Origin of the sequence: Senegalia massiliensis, from assembly GCF_900626135.1 — a bacterium.
Classification (GTDB): domain Bacteria; phylum Bacillota; class Clostridia; order Tissierellales; family SIT17; genus Anaeromonas; species Anaeromonas massiliensis.
Genome location: NZ_LR130785.1, coordinates 1,173,824 through 1,191,242 on the forward strand (window position 1 = coordinate 1,173,824; position 17,419 = coordinate 1,191,242).

Below are 17,419 nucleotides of genomic sequence, written 5' to 3' on the forward strand. Positions count from 1 at the left end.
ATTTAATTATCAGTTATTTTTATATTTTAATATTCCATTAACAAATGTCATAGAGATATTAATATCTTTGATTTTAGATTTATCAATATGGAATATATTTTCTTCAAGTACTACTAAATCAGCTTTTTTATTTTTTGAAATACTTCCTTTAATATCTTCTTCAAAGCTACAATAACTTCCCCCCATAGTATAGTTGTAAATTGAGTCTTCTATAGAAATCTTTTCTTTAGGTAACCATCCGCCCTTAGGATTTCCTTGTAAATCACAACGTGTAACTGCAGAATAGATTCCCTTCATAACATCAAAACTTTCTACAGGTGAATCAGAACCAAATGATATTTTTATATTGTTAGCCATCATAGTTTTATAAGCATAGCTTGTTTTAGCTCTGTTTTTTCCTATTCTATCATCTACAATATGTACATCATAATTTAAGAATATAGGTTGAACATATGCAATAACATCATAAAGTTTGAATTCATTTATCAATTTTTCATCTGTAATTTGTGCATGAACTATACCATGACGAACATCTCTTCTTGGATTTCTAGCATAAGCTTTTTTAATACTATTAAAAACCTTATCCATTGCTTTATCACCTATAGCATGAATAGCTACACTTAATCCTATATTATGTGATTTCATAACAATTTCGTCTAATTCATTTTGATCACAAATAGAAATTCCTTTAGTAGAATTGTCATCATTATAAGGTTCTCTTAAATTAGCAGTTCTTGAGCCAAGGGAACCATCTGTAAATAATTTTATTGGTCCTAAGTTAAAAAATTCATTACTATTATAATTATTAAAATTATTGTTTATAAAGTCATTTAAATTATCTATTGTAGTTATCCTACATTGTTCATAGATTTTAATAGGTAATTTGTTCTCATTTATCAATTCTTCATATATTTTTATAATATCTTTATAATCCAGTCCATTTACACTATTGAAATCATCTGTTTGGATACTTGTAATACCTTTAGATAATAATATATTAGCACTTTTAACTATAAGGTTTTTAATTTCTGATTTTGAAGGAGTAGGTATTTTTTCTGTAATTAACTTCATAGCATTTTCTTTTACAATTCCTGTAGGAATTCCATTATTGTCTAAGTCTATCTTTCCACCTTTTACTTCAAGAGTGTTATCTAAAATACCAGCTAATTGGAGAGCCTTAGAATTTGCTACACCAAGGTGTAAACAAGTCCTAGTAATAAATATTGGTTTATCAGTTGAAATCTTATCTAAATCATATCTATTAGGAAGTCTTTTATCTTTGAATTTATCTTGATTAAATCCTTCAGCTAAAATCCAATCACTACAATTATCCTTTGTAAAAAAGATTACTTTATTGATTAATTCCTCTACACTAGAAACATCTACTAAAGAACATTTACTTAAACTTAATCCATAATCTATAAGATGCATATGACTATCATTAAAACCAGGTAACATAGTTTTTCCTTCTAAATCAATTATTTCCGTTGAATCATCTTTTAAAGGTAAGATTTCTTTATTTGATCCAATATTTTTTATAATATCATCTTCTATATATATTGCTTCCACCTTAGGTTGGTTTGAGTCCATTGTAACTATATTTCCATTGACAAAAATCTTATTCATAACTTTCCTCCTTACAAAATATATTTAATTATATTCTATCATTTATATATAATATTTTCTATTAACTATAAGTTTTGGTATAATAGAAGGAAATGATAGGGGTGATTTTTTTGGCTAATATAGATGATTTTTTAAAGTTAGATATAAGAGTGGGAGAAATAACAAGAGCAGAAGAATTTAAAGAGGCAAGAAATCCATCATATAAATTGTGGGTAGATTTTGGAGAAACAATAGGAATAAAAAAATCTAGTGCTCAAATTACAGAAAAATATTCACTTGATGATTTAATGGGGAAAAGTGTCCTTGGAGTAGTAAATTTTCCAAAAAGACAAATTGCAAATTTTATGTCTGAAGTATTAGTTTTAGGGGTATATACTAAAGATGGTGTAGTGTTAATATCTCCAGATAAAGAAACAGAAAAAGGAGATAAATTGGGTTAAATGAGGTGTAAAGTTGGATAGTTTTTTTATAGACAAACAAATTAAGTATTTCGAAGAGTATTTTAATAATAATCATACAAAAGAAGAAGAATTGAAAATAGGTGCAGAGTTTGAGCATTTTATAATAAATAAAGAAACGCTGAAATCAATTCCATATTTTGGAGAAAAAGGAGTGGAAGATACTCTAATTAAGTTAAAGGAAAAAGGTTGGAATGAAGTTTATACTGATAATTATCTTATGGGACTTTATAAAAAGGATATAAATATAACATTAGAACCAGGAGCGCAGTTTGAAGTAAGTATTAATCCTTTTAAAGACATCAAAAAAATAGAAGACATTTATATGAATTTTTTAAATGATATAGTACCTATACTTGAAACGAAAAATCAGTATATAGTATGTATGGGATATCAACCAAATAGTAAAATAGAAGATATTCCATTTATTCCAAAAGAAAGATATAAATATATGTCAAAATATTTTAAAGATAAAGGGAAATATGCACATAATATGATGAAAGGTACTGCAGCTCTTCAAGTTGCAATAGATTATAGAGATGAAGTAGATTTTAAAAGGAAATTTAGACTTTCAAATTTATTATCTCCTATACTTTCTTTAATGTTTGATAACAGTCCTATATTTGAGGAGGAAATCTATCCTAATAATATACTTAGAACAGATATATGGAATAAATGTGATAATGATAGATCAAAAATTGTAACTGGTGCGCTAGATAAAGATTTTGGATATGGTGATTATGCAAAATATATTTTAAATAATCCTCCAATAATCGTTAAAAAAGAAGGAGAATTTATATTTACTAAAGATAAAAAAACAAAAGATATATTTGATATAGATAATACTTCAAAAGATGAGTTTGAACATATACTAACTATGTTTTTTCCAGATGTTAGAGTTAAAGGATTTATAGAGATTAGAATGATGGATTCAGTACCTTTTCCTTTGAATTTAGCAGGGGTTGCACTTGTTAAGGGGATAATGTATAGTGATTCAAATATAGATGAATTATTAGATGTTTTTAAGAATTTTGATGATAAAAAAATTAGCATAATTAAAAAAAGAATAATGGAATATGGTTATAATGCGGACATAGAAGGTTTTAATTTAAATAATATAGTAAATAAAATATATAATTTAGCTTATAATTCATTAAATGAATATGAGAAAAGATATTTAATACCATTGGAAAAATTAATAATGGAGAAAAAAACACCCGCTATGAATATAAAAGAGAATATAAATAATGGATTATATCAAGCAATAAAAGAAAATATATTAAATGATATAGTTTTGGGGGCAAAAAATGAATAGAAAAATAGTAGACAAAGAATATAGAAATATGATTTTAGAAAATATTGATGAATATCGAAAAGATTATTTTGATATGAAAGAAAAAGTAAGAAATTCTAAAGCAACGTATAAAGGGGAACCAGTTCCCTTTTTATATATGCCTAAATTTTATACGGATAATGATATAGAAAATTTTAAAAAACTAACAAAAACAATGAGCCAAATATTTAAAAAGATTATAGATAAATTTTTAAATGATCCTGAGTATAGGAAAAAGTTTGGATTTCCTGATTGGTTAAATGAACTTATACTTTTACCTACAAACTATAGTTCCCCTTTTCCTATGGCAAGGTTCGATATATTTTATGATTACAATGGTGATTTTAAATTTTGTGAAATAAATACAGATGGTACATCTGCTATGAATGAGGAAAGAGAATTATCTCGTATATATTTAGAGACAAAATCAGCAAAACAATTTGGAGAAAAATATGAATTTCATCCATTTGAATTATTTGAAACATGGATTGATGAAATTTTAAATGTTTATATGGAGAATCATCATGAAGAAAAACCTTCTATAGCTATTGTGGACTTTATAAGTAAATCTTCAATGGATGAATTTATTGAGTTTAGAGATAGATTTAGAAAAAGAGGATTGTGGTGTGAAATAATAAGTCCAGATGAGTTAGAATATAATGAAGATGGATATTTATATTTTAAAAATAAAAAAATTGATATAGTATATAGAAGACTTGTAACAAAAGATCTATTAGACAATAAAGATAAAATAAAAGATTTTATAAAAGGAATAAAAAAAGGAAAAACAGAAATAATAGGACCTATAAAATCACAAATAATTCATAATAAAATAGTATTTAAAATATTACAAGAGAATGAAACTCTAGAAATTTTAGATGAAAATGAAAGAAAATTTATCAAAAGGCATATTCCATATACTAAGGAGCTTATTTTAGATAATTTAGATGTTAATGAAGTAATTAAAAATAAAGACAATTATATAATAAAACCAATGGATTTATATGCTTCAAAAGGAGTATATGTAGGTAAGGATTATAGTGAACAACAATGGGAAAAGCTAATTAAAGAAAATAATAATAATAACTATTTATTACAAGAATATTTTGATCCTCCAGAAACGTTAATGATTGACTTTGAATCAGAAAAACCAGAAAGATACTTTAAAAATATTACAGGGTTATATATATATAATGAGAATTTCTATGGAGTATATTCACGTGTAGGCAAAAAGTCAATAATATCTGGTATTCATGATGGGTATACTTTACCAACACTTCATATAAGAAAGTAGTGATAATTTGAGTGGAAAAAAAATAGTATTGGTACATGGCTATCTTAGAACTCATAGGGATATGAGAAGACTAAAAAAGTATATGAAGGAATTAGGATATGATGCTATTTGTGTAAACCTTCCACTTACTTTTGATGAAATAGATAAGGCAGTTGAAGAATTTAAAATATTTTTGGAAGATAAAACTAAGAAATTTAAAAACGAAGAAAAAGTAACACTGGCAGGTCATAGTACTGGGGGACTTGTTATAAGAAAATTAATAATAGATTACCCTCAACTTTCAAAATATATAGATAAAATAATATTAATAGCTACGCCTAATACTGGTAATGAACTAGCAGAATTTATTACTGAATATTTCTATATAATTCCACGAATTTTTAAAACACTACATTCTTTACATCCTGAAAGTGTAAAGAAAATAAGCTCATTAGACGGTACTCATATAAATATAGGAGCAATAGCAGGGAATGAACCTGGAATCATTACAAGACCATTTTTTAAAAGTGAAAATGATGGTAAAGTAAGTGTAGACTCCGTTAAATATGAAGATATTGATGACTTTATTGTTTTACCATACAATCATTTTGAAATTCATAAAAGAAGAAAAACAGCAAAATATATTTCAAGTTTCATAGAAAATGGTCGTTTTAGGATATAAATAATCACCTCTGGAAATACTAGTTTTGAGGTGATTATTTATGAAAAGAAAAGTATTAATAGTGTGTTTAATAAGTTTATTTTTACTTTCTTCTTGCACAAAAAAAGAAGAAAGTACTGAAATGAAAGAAAACAAAGAAAAGATACCTGAAGAATTAACACAGGTACAAGAAAATAATGCTAAAATTATAGAAGAGATAGAAAAAATAATGGAAGAAGAAGAAGAACCTATATTTGTGGAAGAAAAAGAAGAAAAAGACAAAAAAGAAGAGGAGGACTCTGAAAAAGAACAAGATTCTCAAGAACAAGGTTCAGGCACAGGGGGGCAATCAGCGGGACAGTCAGGAGGATCACAAGATTCAGGAAATCCACAGTCAGTAATGCCACCTGAAGAAAAAACTTACGAAGAAAAAAAGGAAGAAGAAAAGATAAAGAGATATGAAAAAATAGAGAAAAATTGGATGGATTTATCAAAGACAATAGAAAAGATACATACTAGTTGGAGTAAATATAAGGTAAAGGCTATGGAAAAAGGTATAAATACTGATACCTTAAGTCAAACTGAAAATTATTTAAACAATCTAACAATAGCTGTAGGAAAAAAAGAAAAAATAAATTCACTTAAACAATCAGATAAATTAATATTTTCTCTAGGTAATTATTTTGATTTATATAAAGGTAATATAGAAGGAGATTTAAATAGAATAACATATATTGCTCGTGAAATATACCTTTATGCATTAGAAGAAGATTTTGAAAAGGCTAAACAAATATCAAAAGAATATGAAAGTTATTTTTCTATGTTAAGACAAAAAATAAATATTGAAAAAAAAGATGAGAAACATTTATATACACTTGAGATTTCATTAAAAGATTTAATAAACTCTCTTAATTATAAAGATGTTAATTTAGTAAAAATAAAAAGAGATGTAGTATTAGATAATATTGAAAAAATAAAAGAAGTAGCAAATTGATATTACTATAAATTTTCGGGTATTTATGATTAAAAGGTAAAAGGGGAGTTAAATACCATGAGTGAGTATAAACATATATTAAAAAAACAAAGAGAATATTTTGCTACAGGTCATATTAAAGATATAGAGTTTAGAATAGATATATTAAATATATTAAAACAAAATATTAAAAAATATGAAGATGATATATCTGATGCATTATATAAAGATTTAGGTAAATCAAAGTTTGAATCTTATGCAACAGAAATAGGAATTACATTAAGTGAGATTGATTACATAACATCTAATTTAAGGAAATGGGCAAAACCTAAAAAAGTAAAATCTCCATTATTCCAATTTCCAGCAAAGAGTTATATATACAAAGAACCGTTGGGAGTAGTATTTATAATATCTCCATGGAACTATCCATTTCAACTTACACTTGAACCATTACTTGGAGCAGTAGCAGCAGGTAATTGTGCCATACTTACAGTATCTCAAAAAGTACCTAATACAACAGAAATATTAGAAAAAATTATAAAGGAAACATTTAATGAAAATCATGTGAAGTTTATCCCAGGAGGCAGTACTGTATCTAAGGAACTTCTGAGAGAAAAATTTGATTATATATTTTTTACAGGCAGTGTAAATGTAGGCAAGAAAATAATGGAGGCTGCAAGTAAAACTTTGACTCCTGTAACATTAGAACTTGGTGGAAAATCCCCTACAATAGTTGATAAATATGCAGATATAAATATAGCAGCTGAAAGAATAGTTTGGGGAAAGTTTTTAAATTGTGGTCAAACTTGTATTGCACCTGATTATGTATTAGTTCAAAAAGAGTTAAAAGAAAAATTAATAGAAAAGCTAAAATATTATATAGAAAAATTTTATGGTGAAAATCCAATAGAAAGTAATGATTACCCTAGAATAGTAAATGAAGATCACTTCAATAAAGTGTCTAAATTATTATTAGGTGGTCATATAGTACATGGAGGAAAAACAGATAAATTAGATTTATATATAGAGCCTACAATAATGGATGATGTTTCTTGGAATGATAATATAATGAATCAAGAAATATTTGGACCTATTCTACCAATATTAACATATGAAAATATTGAAGATGCTATAAATACTATAAATTCTCATCCTAAACCCTTAGCACTATATTTATTTACAGACAATGAAGACATAGAGAAAAAAGTTATAAAAGAAGTATCCTATGGTGGAGGATGTGTAAATGACACAATACTTCACTTGTCATCATCTGAGCTTCCATTTGGTGGAGTAGGAAGTAGTGGTATGGGACATTATCATGGTAAAGCTAGTTTTGATACTTTTACACATGAAAAAAGTATATTTAAAAATTCAAAGTCATTTGATTTTAACTTTAGGTATCCACCCTATTCAAAAACTGCTTTAAAATTAATTAAGAAAGTTTTAAAATAAAAGCATAGGCATTTGTCTATGCTTTGTTAAATGTATAGAATATATATGATATAATATTATCAACGTTTAAAAGAGGTGATTTGAATGGAAAATATAATAGAAATAAGAAATTTAAACAAATATTATGGAACTAATAGAGTACTAAAAGATATCAATTTGGATATAAAAAAAGGAGAAATAATAGGTTACATAGGAGCAAATGGTGCTGGAAAATCCACTACAGTAAAAATCATGCTAGGGCTTGTAGAAGAATACAGTGGTAATGTTGAAATATTTGGAGAAAACATAGTAGAGAATCCTGTAGATTATAAAAAAAGAATTGGATATGTACCTGAAACAGCAGATATGTATGAAAATTTGACCGCTCGTGAATATCTTACTTTTATAGGAAGTCTTTATGGTATGGCCTATAGTGAAGCAGATAAAAAGGCACAGAAATTAATGGATTTATTTAGTATAAAAGATGTATATGACGGAAGAATAAACTCTTTTTCAAAAGGAATGAAACAAAAGGTTCTTATAATATCAAGTATAATAAATGATCCTGACATATTATTTTTAGATGAACCATTAAGTGGTATAGATGCAAATAGTGTACTTGTATTTAAAGAAGTATTAAAAGAACTTGCAAAAAAAGGTAAAACTATTTTTTATTCATCTCATATTATGGAAGTAGTTGAGAAATTAAGTGATAGAATTATACTTTTAAATGATGGAGAAATAGTTGCAGATGGAAATATGGAAACATTGAATACAGAACTTAAAGAAGGATCGCTTGAACAGATATTTAATAAACTAACTGGTTTCAATGAACATGAAAATATAGCAAAAGAAATAGTAGATACTATATCTAGAGGTGAAGTTAATGAAAGAATATAATATACTTAAGATTTTAGATAAGTTTAAGATATTATTTACAAAAGTGGGTATAGATTATTCTATAATGAGAGAAATACTAAAGGTAAAACTTACTTTAGATACAAGAAGGGTATCTACTATAAATCAATCTAATGATAAGAGTACAGATGAAGATAAAAATCAATTTTTACGCTCACTTCCAATATATCTTATATTTGGTATACCAATTATATTTTTTGTTATCATTGATATAAATTACTTATTTTCTATGAGTATAGTATTTGGGTTATTTATGTTTTTTATGATGACTGCTTTAGTATCAGATTTTTCATCTGTACTTTTAGATATAAGAGATAAAAATATAATACTTACAAAACCAGTAAATAGCATTACACTTAATATGGCAAAAATACTACATATATTATATTATGTTTCCATGCTTACACTTGCATTAGTATTTCCATCACTTATAGTATCTTTATTTACAAAGGGAATAGTGTTTTTTCTTTTATATTTAGGTACAATAATATTCTTAGATCTATTTATAATAATGCTTACAGCACTATTATATCTATTAATACTTAAAGTATTTAGTGGGGAAAAATTAAAAGATATTATAAATTATGTACAAATAGCACTCACTATAGGAATTACACTTTCATATCAAGTTATTGGAAGACTTTTTGATGTATCAGAATTATTAGAAGTGAATTTCAATCCTACATGGTGGAGTGGGTTTTTACCACCAGTATGGTTTGCTTCTATATTTGAATTTTTAATTGGAGGTAGTAGAGATACACTTACATTTATTTATTCATCATTTGCAATAATAATACCAATTATTTCTATAATCATATATATAAAATTAATCCCAGCATTTGAAAGAAATCTTCAAAAGTTAAATGAAGAAGATACAAATACAAAAAGAAAGCACAGATTTACACATTTAATAAGTAATATTGTATGCAAAACAAAAGAGGAAAAAATACTTTTTAACTTTTCATCTAATATAATGAAAAATGAAAGAAACTTTAAACTTCGGGTATATCCAAACTTAGGGTTTAGTATAATATTTCCATTTATAATGGCATTTTCTTCAGGAGAAGCTTCTATATTAACTATATATTTTGTAGGATTTTCATTTATAACAATACTTCAATTATTAAAGTATTCAGATAGCTATAAGGCAGCTTGGATATATAAATTTTTTGAATTAGATGAGAATATTATATATAAAGGAGTACTTAAGTCTGTATTTATAAACTTAATAACACCCATATTCCTTCTAGTAAGTATAATATTTTTCTTAATAATAAGAGAAAATATATTGATAGATTTAATGATAGCTTATATTTCATTAAATTTAGGGTTATTATTAATGTTTATTACAGGAAATAAAACACTACCTTTTTCAGAAAAATTTGGTGCAGTCAAAGAAAAAGGTTCTATGTTAGATGGATTTCGTATGATATTTATATTAGGAGGATTATCCGTTATTCATTTGATAGTTGGAATGTTATCTTATGGAAAGTATATATATCTTGTATTAATTTTAATTATAAATATAGTGGTATGGAGAAAAAGTTTAAATCAAAAAGAAAATTATACTCAACAATATAATTGATAAAAATTCTCAATTATATTATAATGTTATTTGATCACAAAAAAGGAATTATTGGAGGAAAAATGATAACAGAATACATACTAAAAAAAACATTAAAAAATGATAATTATAACAACAAATATACAAGAGAAAAAGTAGGTTATATTTCTGGGGTGGTAGGAGTAATTGTAAATACACTACTTGCAATATTAAAACTTGTAATAGGTATAATAATATCATCAATAGCTGTAACAGCAGATGCATTTAACAATTTATCAGATGCAGCCTCTTCCATTATGACAATAGTAGGATTTAAACTTTCAAACACACCACCTGATAAAAATCATCCCTATGGTCATGGAAGAGTAGAACATATAACAACACTTACTATTGCAATACTTATAATGTTTGTAGGAGTTCAATTTGTAAAATCATCATTTGATAGAATAATTGATCCAAAACCAGTAGAATTTAGATTATTATTATTTGTATTTCTTATTATATCTATTGTAGTAAAATTATGGTTGAGTTCATTTAACAAATATTTAGGTAAAAAAATAAAATCTAATGCTCTAAAAGCAGTATCAATAGATTCACTTTGGGATTCACTTGTAACACTTATAGTAGTATTATCACTTGCATTATCATTTGTAACTGACTTTCCTATAGATGGATATATTGGTATAATTGTAGCAATTATGATTTTTTATTCAGGATTTACCCTTATAAAAGAAGCAGTAAGTGAACTTATAGGAGAAGCTCCAAGTGAAGATTTAATAGAAAAAATATTAGAAGGAGTATTATCATATGATAATATATTAGGGGTACATGATTTAAAAGTACATCAATATGGAGCAGGAAAAACAATGGCTACAATTGATGCAGAAATACCACCTGATATAGACGTAGTTACAATTCATAATATAATAGACCAAGCTGAAAGAGAACTAGGAGAAAAATATGATATTGATCTTGTTATTCATATGGATCCAATAGGTCTAGAAACAGAAACAAGAGAAAAAATAATAGAGGAAATAAGAAAAGAATTGAAAGATAATTACCTTATAAATTCAATACATGATTTTAATATAATAGATAATGGTAATTATAAATATATTATATTTGATGTATCACTTGATGGTAATAAAATAGGAAAGAATTTTTCTGAAGAAGAATTTAAAAACGATTTAATAGATGTTATTAAGAATATAGATAGAGATTTCTATTGTAAAATAAATATAACAATAGATTATCAAGATATTATTAGATAAAACTTTGAAGATACTGTCTTCAAAGTTTTTTATACTTAATTTTTAAAATAGTGAAATTTATTCATATTAATAAAAATATAATTTGTTAATTAATAAAGTTAATTGCTTACAATACTAATTTTTGTTATAATTTGTATGATGATATAGATTAATGTTTAACAAAAGGGGATAGCTGTTATGAGTAAAATATTAATCGTAGAAGATAACGAATTAATTAGAAATTCAATAATAAAAATAATAAGAGAAATAGATGATTGCATAGAAATAATATCTACAGAATATTCATCTAAAGCTCTTGATATTTCTATAATAAATAACATAGATATATTCATATTAGATATAGGCTTAAAAGATTACTCAGGTATTAAACTGGGACAAGAGCTAAGAAAATTAAATAAATACATAGTTACTCCTATAATATTTATAACAGCTATGATAAATGAAGAACTAGAAGCATTTAGAGAGATTCATTCCTATGCTTTCATTACAAAGCCTTTTAAGAAAGAGAAAGTAAAGAATATTCTTGCTCCTGTTATACAAAGTTTCACAGGAAATGAACAAGAAAATAATTTAACTATAAATCAAAAAGAAGAAACATATATTATACCAATGAACGAAATAATTTATATAGAAGCACAACTTAAAAGAATATATATACATACTTTAAACGATGAATATGAAATTAAGACCTATACATTGAATAAATTGAGTCAAGAATTAAATGATAATTTTATGAGAGTCCATAGATCTTATATTATAAATAAAAAATATATCACTAAAATAGATAGAACTAAATGGGTTTTACATTTAAAGAATATTACTAGATATATGCCTGTAAGCAGAAAATATAAAAATCAATTAATGGAGTTATTACAATGACATTGTTTGAATCATTTATATTATCTATTTTTGATGTTTTAGGATTTATAATTATTTCCTTGGGGTTAATTAGAGAAGAAAATCAGTATAAATTATTTAAAAAATCACTTATTTATGTTTTTTTATATTCTCTAATTATTTCAGTTATAGAAATTATTATTCCTATTGAATATATTCCAATTTTTGTTCTTATAATGATATATATTGTTATATATTTAACTTATAGGAAGGGTTTAGTATTTACATTTAAAATTTGGTTTCTATCTACTATATTAATATTAACTATGCAATATATATCATTAATAATTTTAAATATAATTATTGGTAATATAGAATATGAGTTTTTTTATGGATTAATTTCTCAGATAATATTTATTTTTATAGTGATATTTACTTTTTATAAGATTAAAATACATGTATTATTAACATATATAAATCAACAAAAGAAAATTGCTATAATTTTATTAGCAAATATATTTATGATTTTAATTATTATTTTAATGTATTGGAGATTAGATATAGATAATTTATTAAATAATTTTCTTGATCTTTCTATTTTATCTTTAAGTATAATATTTATATATTTTATAGTAATTAAAAATGGTATAAGAAATGAATATGAAGCTAGAGAACTAGAAATGTATAAGAGAAATTTGCCCATTATAGATAATCTAATTAGTGAGGTAAGAAGAAAGCAACATGAGTTTGACAATTATATCCAAGCTATAAACTCAATTATATATTCTAATAGTAATAATAATGAAGTAGTTGAATCTCTTAAACAATATACTTCAGAAATTGAAAATATAAATGATTTAGGAAATCTTATAAAATTAAAAGATAAAATATTAGCAGGCTTTTTGTTCAGTAAACAAAAAGAATCAGAAAAAAATAATATTCAATTTAACATTTTGATAGAAAATCCTATGATATATACAAAATTAAAAAGCTATGAATTGATTCAAGTATTAGGAAATTTAATTGATAATGCATTTGAAACAGAAGTAGAAGACAATGTAGTTGTAGTGAAATTTCTAAGAAAATATGGTAATGATATTATAGAAGTTAGTAACAAACATCCTAAAGTAGAAAAAGAAAAAATAGAAAAATTCTTTGAAAAAGAATTCTCCACTAAAAAGAAAAAGGGTAGGGGATACGGTCTTTATAATGTAAAAAAGAGATTAAATAAATATAATATAAGAATTTTAGTTGAAAATGAATATAGGAATGAATATACTTCTAATTTCATTAAATTTAGGATTATGTTTTAATAGAAAATTTTATAAATATTGAGGCTGCTATAGCTATAGCAGCCTCAATATTTATATTAAAGAGAAAAATCATTAAGTGTTAATATTCTTATCTAATATTTCAGAAGTTTTGGGTTCACTCCATAAATATGAAGTTCTAAAGACTAAATCTACAGATGACATTTTTTACTCTTTAGAAATGTTATTTATACCGATTAGATTACTATTTATCCATTTCATATGTACAAGTTATTTTTAAATTGGTAAGATATGTCTAGATAAGAAATTAAAAGCTATATAATTGTTTATAGTTAAGATGTAAAAAGGAACAAATATAAAGGGGATAGTTAAAGGGACAGAAAAATTAGGACTATAATCTAAACCAATAAGAGTAGATAGACAAGCTTTTATGAGTAAATTTGCCATGCCAGCAATAGCTCATATAATTAACGATAGTATTAAATATAATATATTATCATTTTTATAGCATTTATAATATATCAATACTTGAATTATATTAAATTAAATCTTTTTTACAAAGATAATAAATTAGCTAATAAAGTATATTTTAGAGATGGTATTTTATTTACAATTGGATTATCTATTTTATATGTATCTGAAGCTATAATTTATATAAATATGAGTGGATTTAATATAATGACCTTTATATTTTCAGCTTTATTTATTTTACCTTCTATTTTAACAAATAAAATGATTTCTAAAGAATTCCATACAGTTAATAAAGATATACTTGAAAATAAAAGGTAGGTTAATTTTTTATAAAAGCTTAATATAGGTGGTATTTGAATGAAAAAGAATAATTATGATATATTTTTTAAATTGTTTCTAATAGTATTAATAATAATTTCTTCAATTACTCTACAATCTAGACTTAAATTATTAATTTTATTTCTTCCATTGTATTTGATAGTCGAATATTTGATAAAAGATAGGACTAGAAAGTAGTATGAAATATGATAGAGAGGATTTAAATTAATAGAATATGGAGGCCAATCATGAAAAAGAGTGATATAATTTTTATTCCTTATATTGGATTTTTAGCTTTGATAGCTCCAGAGCCATTTATTCCAAGAGCAATTGTAGTCATAGGTGGAGTTGTGCTTTATAACTTTATATATGATTTAATAGAAAAAAGAAAAAACACTCGAGACTAAAAAGTTTGGAGTGTTTTTATACTCAAATTGTCATTCATACTGATAAAAGTGTTGTTCGTCCATTATCTATTGTAAAATATATATCAATATAATATTATGACTATATATAGGAAAAATAAGGATGTGCTAAATTTGAATTTTAAAAATCACGATATCATAAGTATTCTAATAAAGTTATTAAGCATATTTGCAGTATTTCTATTGGTTATATTTATATTCTATCTGTAAAATACATTATATTACAATTATATTAAAAAGATAACAAATTAAAGGAATAATGGAATAATTATAGAATTAATATATAGTGATAAATTATTAATGAAAATTAAAGGAGTGTATTGGGATGAATGAAGAAAATGAAAGAGAATTAATGATGGAGAATGAGAAAGCTAGCTTAGTACAAAAAATTAAATGGTACATAATAAAGCCCAGTAGGTTTTTTGAGAAATTTAAAGAAAAACCTAAAGCTTTAATTCATTTTATAATGATTTTTATTTTAACTGCAATTGCTTCTATAATTACATCTTCTAAAACTGAAGATATAGCAAATCAACTTCCAGAAGGCATGTCAGCAGATCAAATAGAATTAACTAGAGGCATCAATGAATTTATAAAATCACCTATAGCTATTGTGATTACAGTATTTGTAACTGTTCTAGTAACTTATTTCTTCTTTGCTTTATTTAGATACATATTTACTAAGTTATTTAAAGGTGAGGTAACTTTTAAAGAAATGTTTGGATTAGTTTTAGTTACATCTTATCCTGTAGCAATAGGGGGAATATTAACAAGTATTATTTCTGATCCAGTTGTAACAAGTGATCTAATGGATAGCATATTAAATAAGGTTAACATTTGGTCTATTTGGCAATTAGTTCTTTTAATTATAGGTATAAAAGTGATGTTTAATTTATCAATGAAAAAAAGTCTAATAATAAATGTGGGAATATTTATTGTTACTACATTATTTATAGTAGGTAGTGCTATTATAAGTAGCAATTTAAACAATATGGTTCAGTAAAGGTGATTTAGTGGAAAATATAATAGAACTTAAAAATGTATCACAGCATTATAAGATGGGAAAAAGCATAGTAAAGGCACTTGATGAGGTAGATTTAAATATAATTAAAGGGGAACTTACAGCATTAATAGGTCCTTCTGGATCAGGAAAGTCTACATTATTAAATGTGACAGGAGGATTAGTGAAATCTACAAAAGGTAAAGTTAAAATTAAAAATAAAGATATTACAAATTACTCTGAAAATGATTTATGTTTATTTCGTAGAAATAATATAGGTTTTATATTTCAATCCTTTAATTTAAACCCTACATTATCAGCTCTTGAAAATGTGATGATGCCTCTTATATATGCAAGAGTGAAACAAGATAAAAGAAAAGATATGGCAACTCATGCTTTAAAACTTGTAGGATTAGATGATAGAAAGAGTCATAAACCTGGTGAATTATCAGGAGGGCAACAGCAAAGAGTGAGTATTGCCAGGGCAATTGTAAATAATCCTGAAATAGTTTTATGTGATGAGCCTACGGGAAATTTAGATTCAGAAACAGGTAAGGAAATATTATCTCTTATAACTAAAATGAATAAAGAAAATAAAGTTACTTTTATTATTGTAACTCATGATATAAATGTTGCAAATAATTGTGATAGAATCATATCTATTCATGATGGAAAAATAATAAAAGATGAAAGGAAATGATATGTTGAAAAGAAATGTAGTAACTATTTTAATAATTTTAATGACAATTCTTTTAGTATCAACTAATATATATGCAGCACCTAAAAGTCCTGCAGTAGTAATTTCAGAATATAAAATAGAACCTGAGGAAATTAGTCCAGGAGAAAATTTTAAAATAAAACTAACATTAAATAATTATGGTGAATATCATGCAAGAAAAGTTAAATTAACATTAAAAGATAACGTAGAAGAAGAAATACAAGATATACAATCAGGAGAAATACAATCAAAAGAAGAACAAGTGAAATTAAATAATTTTTCTCCTATAAATCAAAGTAATGTAAAATATATTTCTCTCATAAAGGCTGATAAAAAAGAAGAAGTAGTGTATAATTTATATTCTTCACCTAATATGAAACCAGGAAATTATAATTTAGTGGTCTCTTTATCTTATATGGATTCTAATGGGAAAGTTTATACTGAAGATCAAATTATAGGGATATTATTATCTGAAAAAGAAAGTATAAAAGTTTTAGGTAAAGGTGATTATGGAGATATATCTATAGGAGAAGAAGTAGAATCAACTATAAATATAGTAAACAACTCTACAACTGAAGTTAAAGGAGTAACTGTATCTGTAGAAGGAGAGGGAGAAAATAACTATACAGAATATCTAGGTAATTTTAATAGTGGTGATTTTGATAGTTATACTTTTAATACAGTATTTGATAAAGAGGGTAAAAAGAATATAAATGTAAAAGTAAGCTATATTGATGGACTTAATAAAAATACAGAAATAGAAAAAAAGATAAAATATAATGTGAAATCAGGGGAAAATATTGATAATTCTAATAACAAAGAAGAAGGTAATGCATTTATTAGATTTATCAAAGGATTATTTGGATTTTAG

18 protein-coding genes are annotated in these 17,419 nt (G+C 24.7%); 17 read left to right on the forward strand and 1 reads right to left on the reverse strand.

The genetic code is table 11. The annotated features are described in order from the left end of the window. Positions 1 to 9: 9 nt before the first annotated feature. Positions 10 to 1,626: an amidohydrolase gene (locus E0D94_RS05760; protein WP_130806332.1), complete on the reverse strand. Its 1,617-nt coding sequence runs from the start codon at positions 1,624 to 1,626 to the stop codon at positions 10 to 12. A 110-nt stretch (positions 1,627 to 1,736) separates the two neighbouring features. Between E0D94_RS05760 and E0D94_RS05765 the strand changes: the two genes are divergently transcribed. From E0D94_RS05765 to E0D94_RS05835, 17 genes are all read left to right on the forward strand, one after another. Then, a complete protein-coding gene (locus E0D94_RS05765) occupies positions 1,737 to 2,066 on the forward strand; it encodes a tRNA-binding protein (RefSeq protein WP_130806333.1) in 330 nt (109 codons plus the stop codon). A 13-nt stretch (positions 2,067 to 2,079) separates the two neighbouring features. Next, positions 2,080 to 3,399, forward strand: a complete 1,320-nt coding sequence (locus E0D94_RS05770; protein ID WP_130806334.1) for a glutamate-cysteine ligase family protein — start codon at positions 2,080 to 2,082, stop codon at positions 3,397 to 3,399. Next, positions 3,392 to 4,711: a glutathionylspermidine synthase family protein gene (locus E0D94_RS05775; RefSeq protein ID WP_130806335.1), complete on the forward strand. Its 1,320-nt coding sequence runs from the start codon at positions 3,392 to 3,394 to the stop codon at positions 4,709 to 4,711. Before E0D94_RS05770 ends, E0D94_RS05775 begins: the two co-directional genes overlap by 8 nt. Positions 4,712 to 4,718: 7 nt before the next feature. Then, positions 4,719 to 5,372, forward strand: a complete 654-nt coding sequence (locus E0D94_RS05780) for an esterase/lipase family protein (RefSeq protein WP_130806336.1) — start codon at positions 4,719 to 4,721, stop codon at positions 5,370 to 5,372. A gap of 40 nt (positions 5,373 to 5,412) precedes the next feature. Then, on the forward strand, positions 5,413 to 6,345 hold the full coding sequence (locus E0D94_RS05785) for a hypothetical protein (RefSeq protein WP_165442877.1): 933 nt from the start codon (positions 5,413 to 5,415) through the stop codon (positions 6,343 to 6,345). Positions 6,346 to 6,402: 57 nt separating this feature from the next. After that, positions 6,403 to 7,776: an aldehyde dehydrogenase gene (locus E0D94_RS05790; protein WP_130806338.1), complete on the forward strand. Its 1,374-nt coding sequence runs from the start codon at positions 6,403 to 6,405 to the stop codon at positions 7,774 to 7,776. An 84-nt stretch (positions 7,777 to 7,860) separates the two neighbouring features. Next, the gene (locus E0D94_RS05795; protein WP_130806339.1) at positions 7,861 to 8,655 is read left to right on the forward strand and encodes an ABC transporter ATP-binding protein; all 795 of its coding nucleotides are present in this window, start codon (positions 7,861 to 7,863) and stop codon (positions 8,653 to 8,655) included. Continuing rightward, the gene (locus tag E0D94_RS05800) at positions 8,642 to 10,258 is read left to right on the forward strand and encodes a hypothetical protein (protein ID WP_130806340.1); all 1,617 of its coding nucleotides are present in this window, start codon (positions 8,642 to 8,644) and stop codon (positions 10,256 to 10,258) included. The genes E0D94_RS05795 and E0D94_RS05800 overlap by 14 nt, the downstream gene beginning before the upstream one ends. Positions 10,259 to 10,320: 62 nt before the next feature. Further along, positions 10,321 to 11,508, forward strand: a complete 1,188-nt coding sequence (locus E0D94_RS05805) for a cation diffusion facilitator family transporter (protein WP_130806341.1) — start codon at positions 10,321 to 10,323, stop codon at positions 11,506 to 11,508. A 177-nt stretch (positions 11,509 to 11,685) separates the two neighbouring features. Continuing rightward, complete coding sequence (locus tag E0D94_RS05810; protein WP_130806342.1) at positions 11,686 to 12,387, forward strand: LytR/AlgR family response regulator transcription factor; 702 nt, start codon at positions 11,686 to 11,688, stop codon at positions 12,385 to 12,387. Next, on the forward strand, positions 12,384 to 13,658 hold the full coding sequence (locus E0D94_RS05815) for a sensor histidine kinase (RefSeq protein ID WP_130806343.1): 1,275 nt from the start codon (positions 12,384 to 12,386) through the stop codon (positions 13,656 to 13,658). The genes E0D94_RS05810 and E0D94_RS05815 overlap by 4 nt, the downstream gene beginning before the upstream one ends. 486 nt (positions 13,659 to 14,144) lie before the next feature. Beyond that, positions 14,145 to 14,405, forward strand: a complete 261-nt coding sequence (locus E0D94_RS05820; protein WP_130806344.1) for a hypothetical protein — start codon at positions 14,145 to 14,147, stop codon at positions 14,403 to 14,405. A 39-nt stretch (positions 14,406 to 14,444) separates the two neighbouring features. Beyond that, entirely contained in the window at positions 14,445 to 14,603 is a 159-nt protein-coding gene (locus E0D94_RS14750; protein WP_165442878.1) for a hypothetical protein, read from the forward strand. 50 nt (positions 14,604 to 14,653) lie between these two features. Beyond that, positions 14,654 to 14,812 (forward strand): hypothetical protein, encoded by a 159-nt coding sequence (locus tag E0D94_RS14755; protein ID WP_165442879.1) that lies wholly within the window; start codon positions 14,654 to 14,656, stop codon positions 14,810 to 14,812. A gap of 343 nt (positions 14,813 to 15,155) precedes the next feature. After that, positions 15,156 to 15,833, forward strand: coding sequence for a Yip1 family protein (locus tag E0D94_RS05825; RefSeq protein WP_130806345.1), 678 nt, complete (start codon positions 15,156 to 15,158; stop codon positions 15,831 to 15,833). A 55-nt stretch (positions 15,834 to 15,888) separates the two neighbouring features. Further along, on the forward strand, positions 15,889 to 16,530 hold the full coding sequence (locus E0D94_RS05830) for an ABC transporter ATP-binding protein (RefSeq protein ID WP_130807359.1): 642 nt from the start codon (positions 15,889 to 15,891) through the stop codon (positions 16,528 to 16,530). Next, positions 16,517 to 17,419: a COG1361 S-layer family protein gene (locus E0D94_RS05835; RefSeq protein ID WP_130806346.1), complete on the forward strand. Its 903-nt coding sequence runs from the start codon at positions 16,517 to 16,519 to the stop codon at positions 17,417 to 17,419. The genes E0D94_RS05830 and E0D94_RS05835 overlap by 14 nt, the downstream gene beginning before the upstream one ends.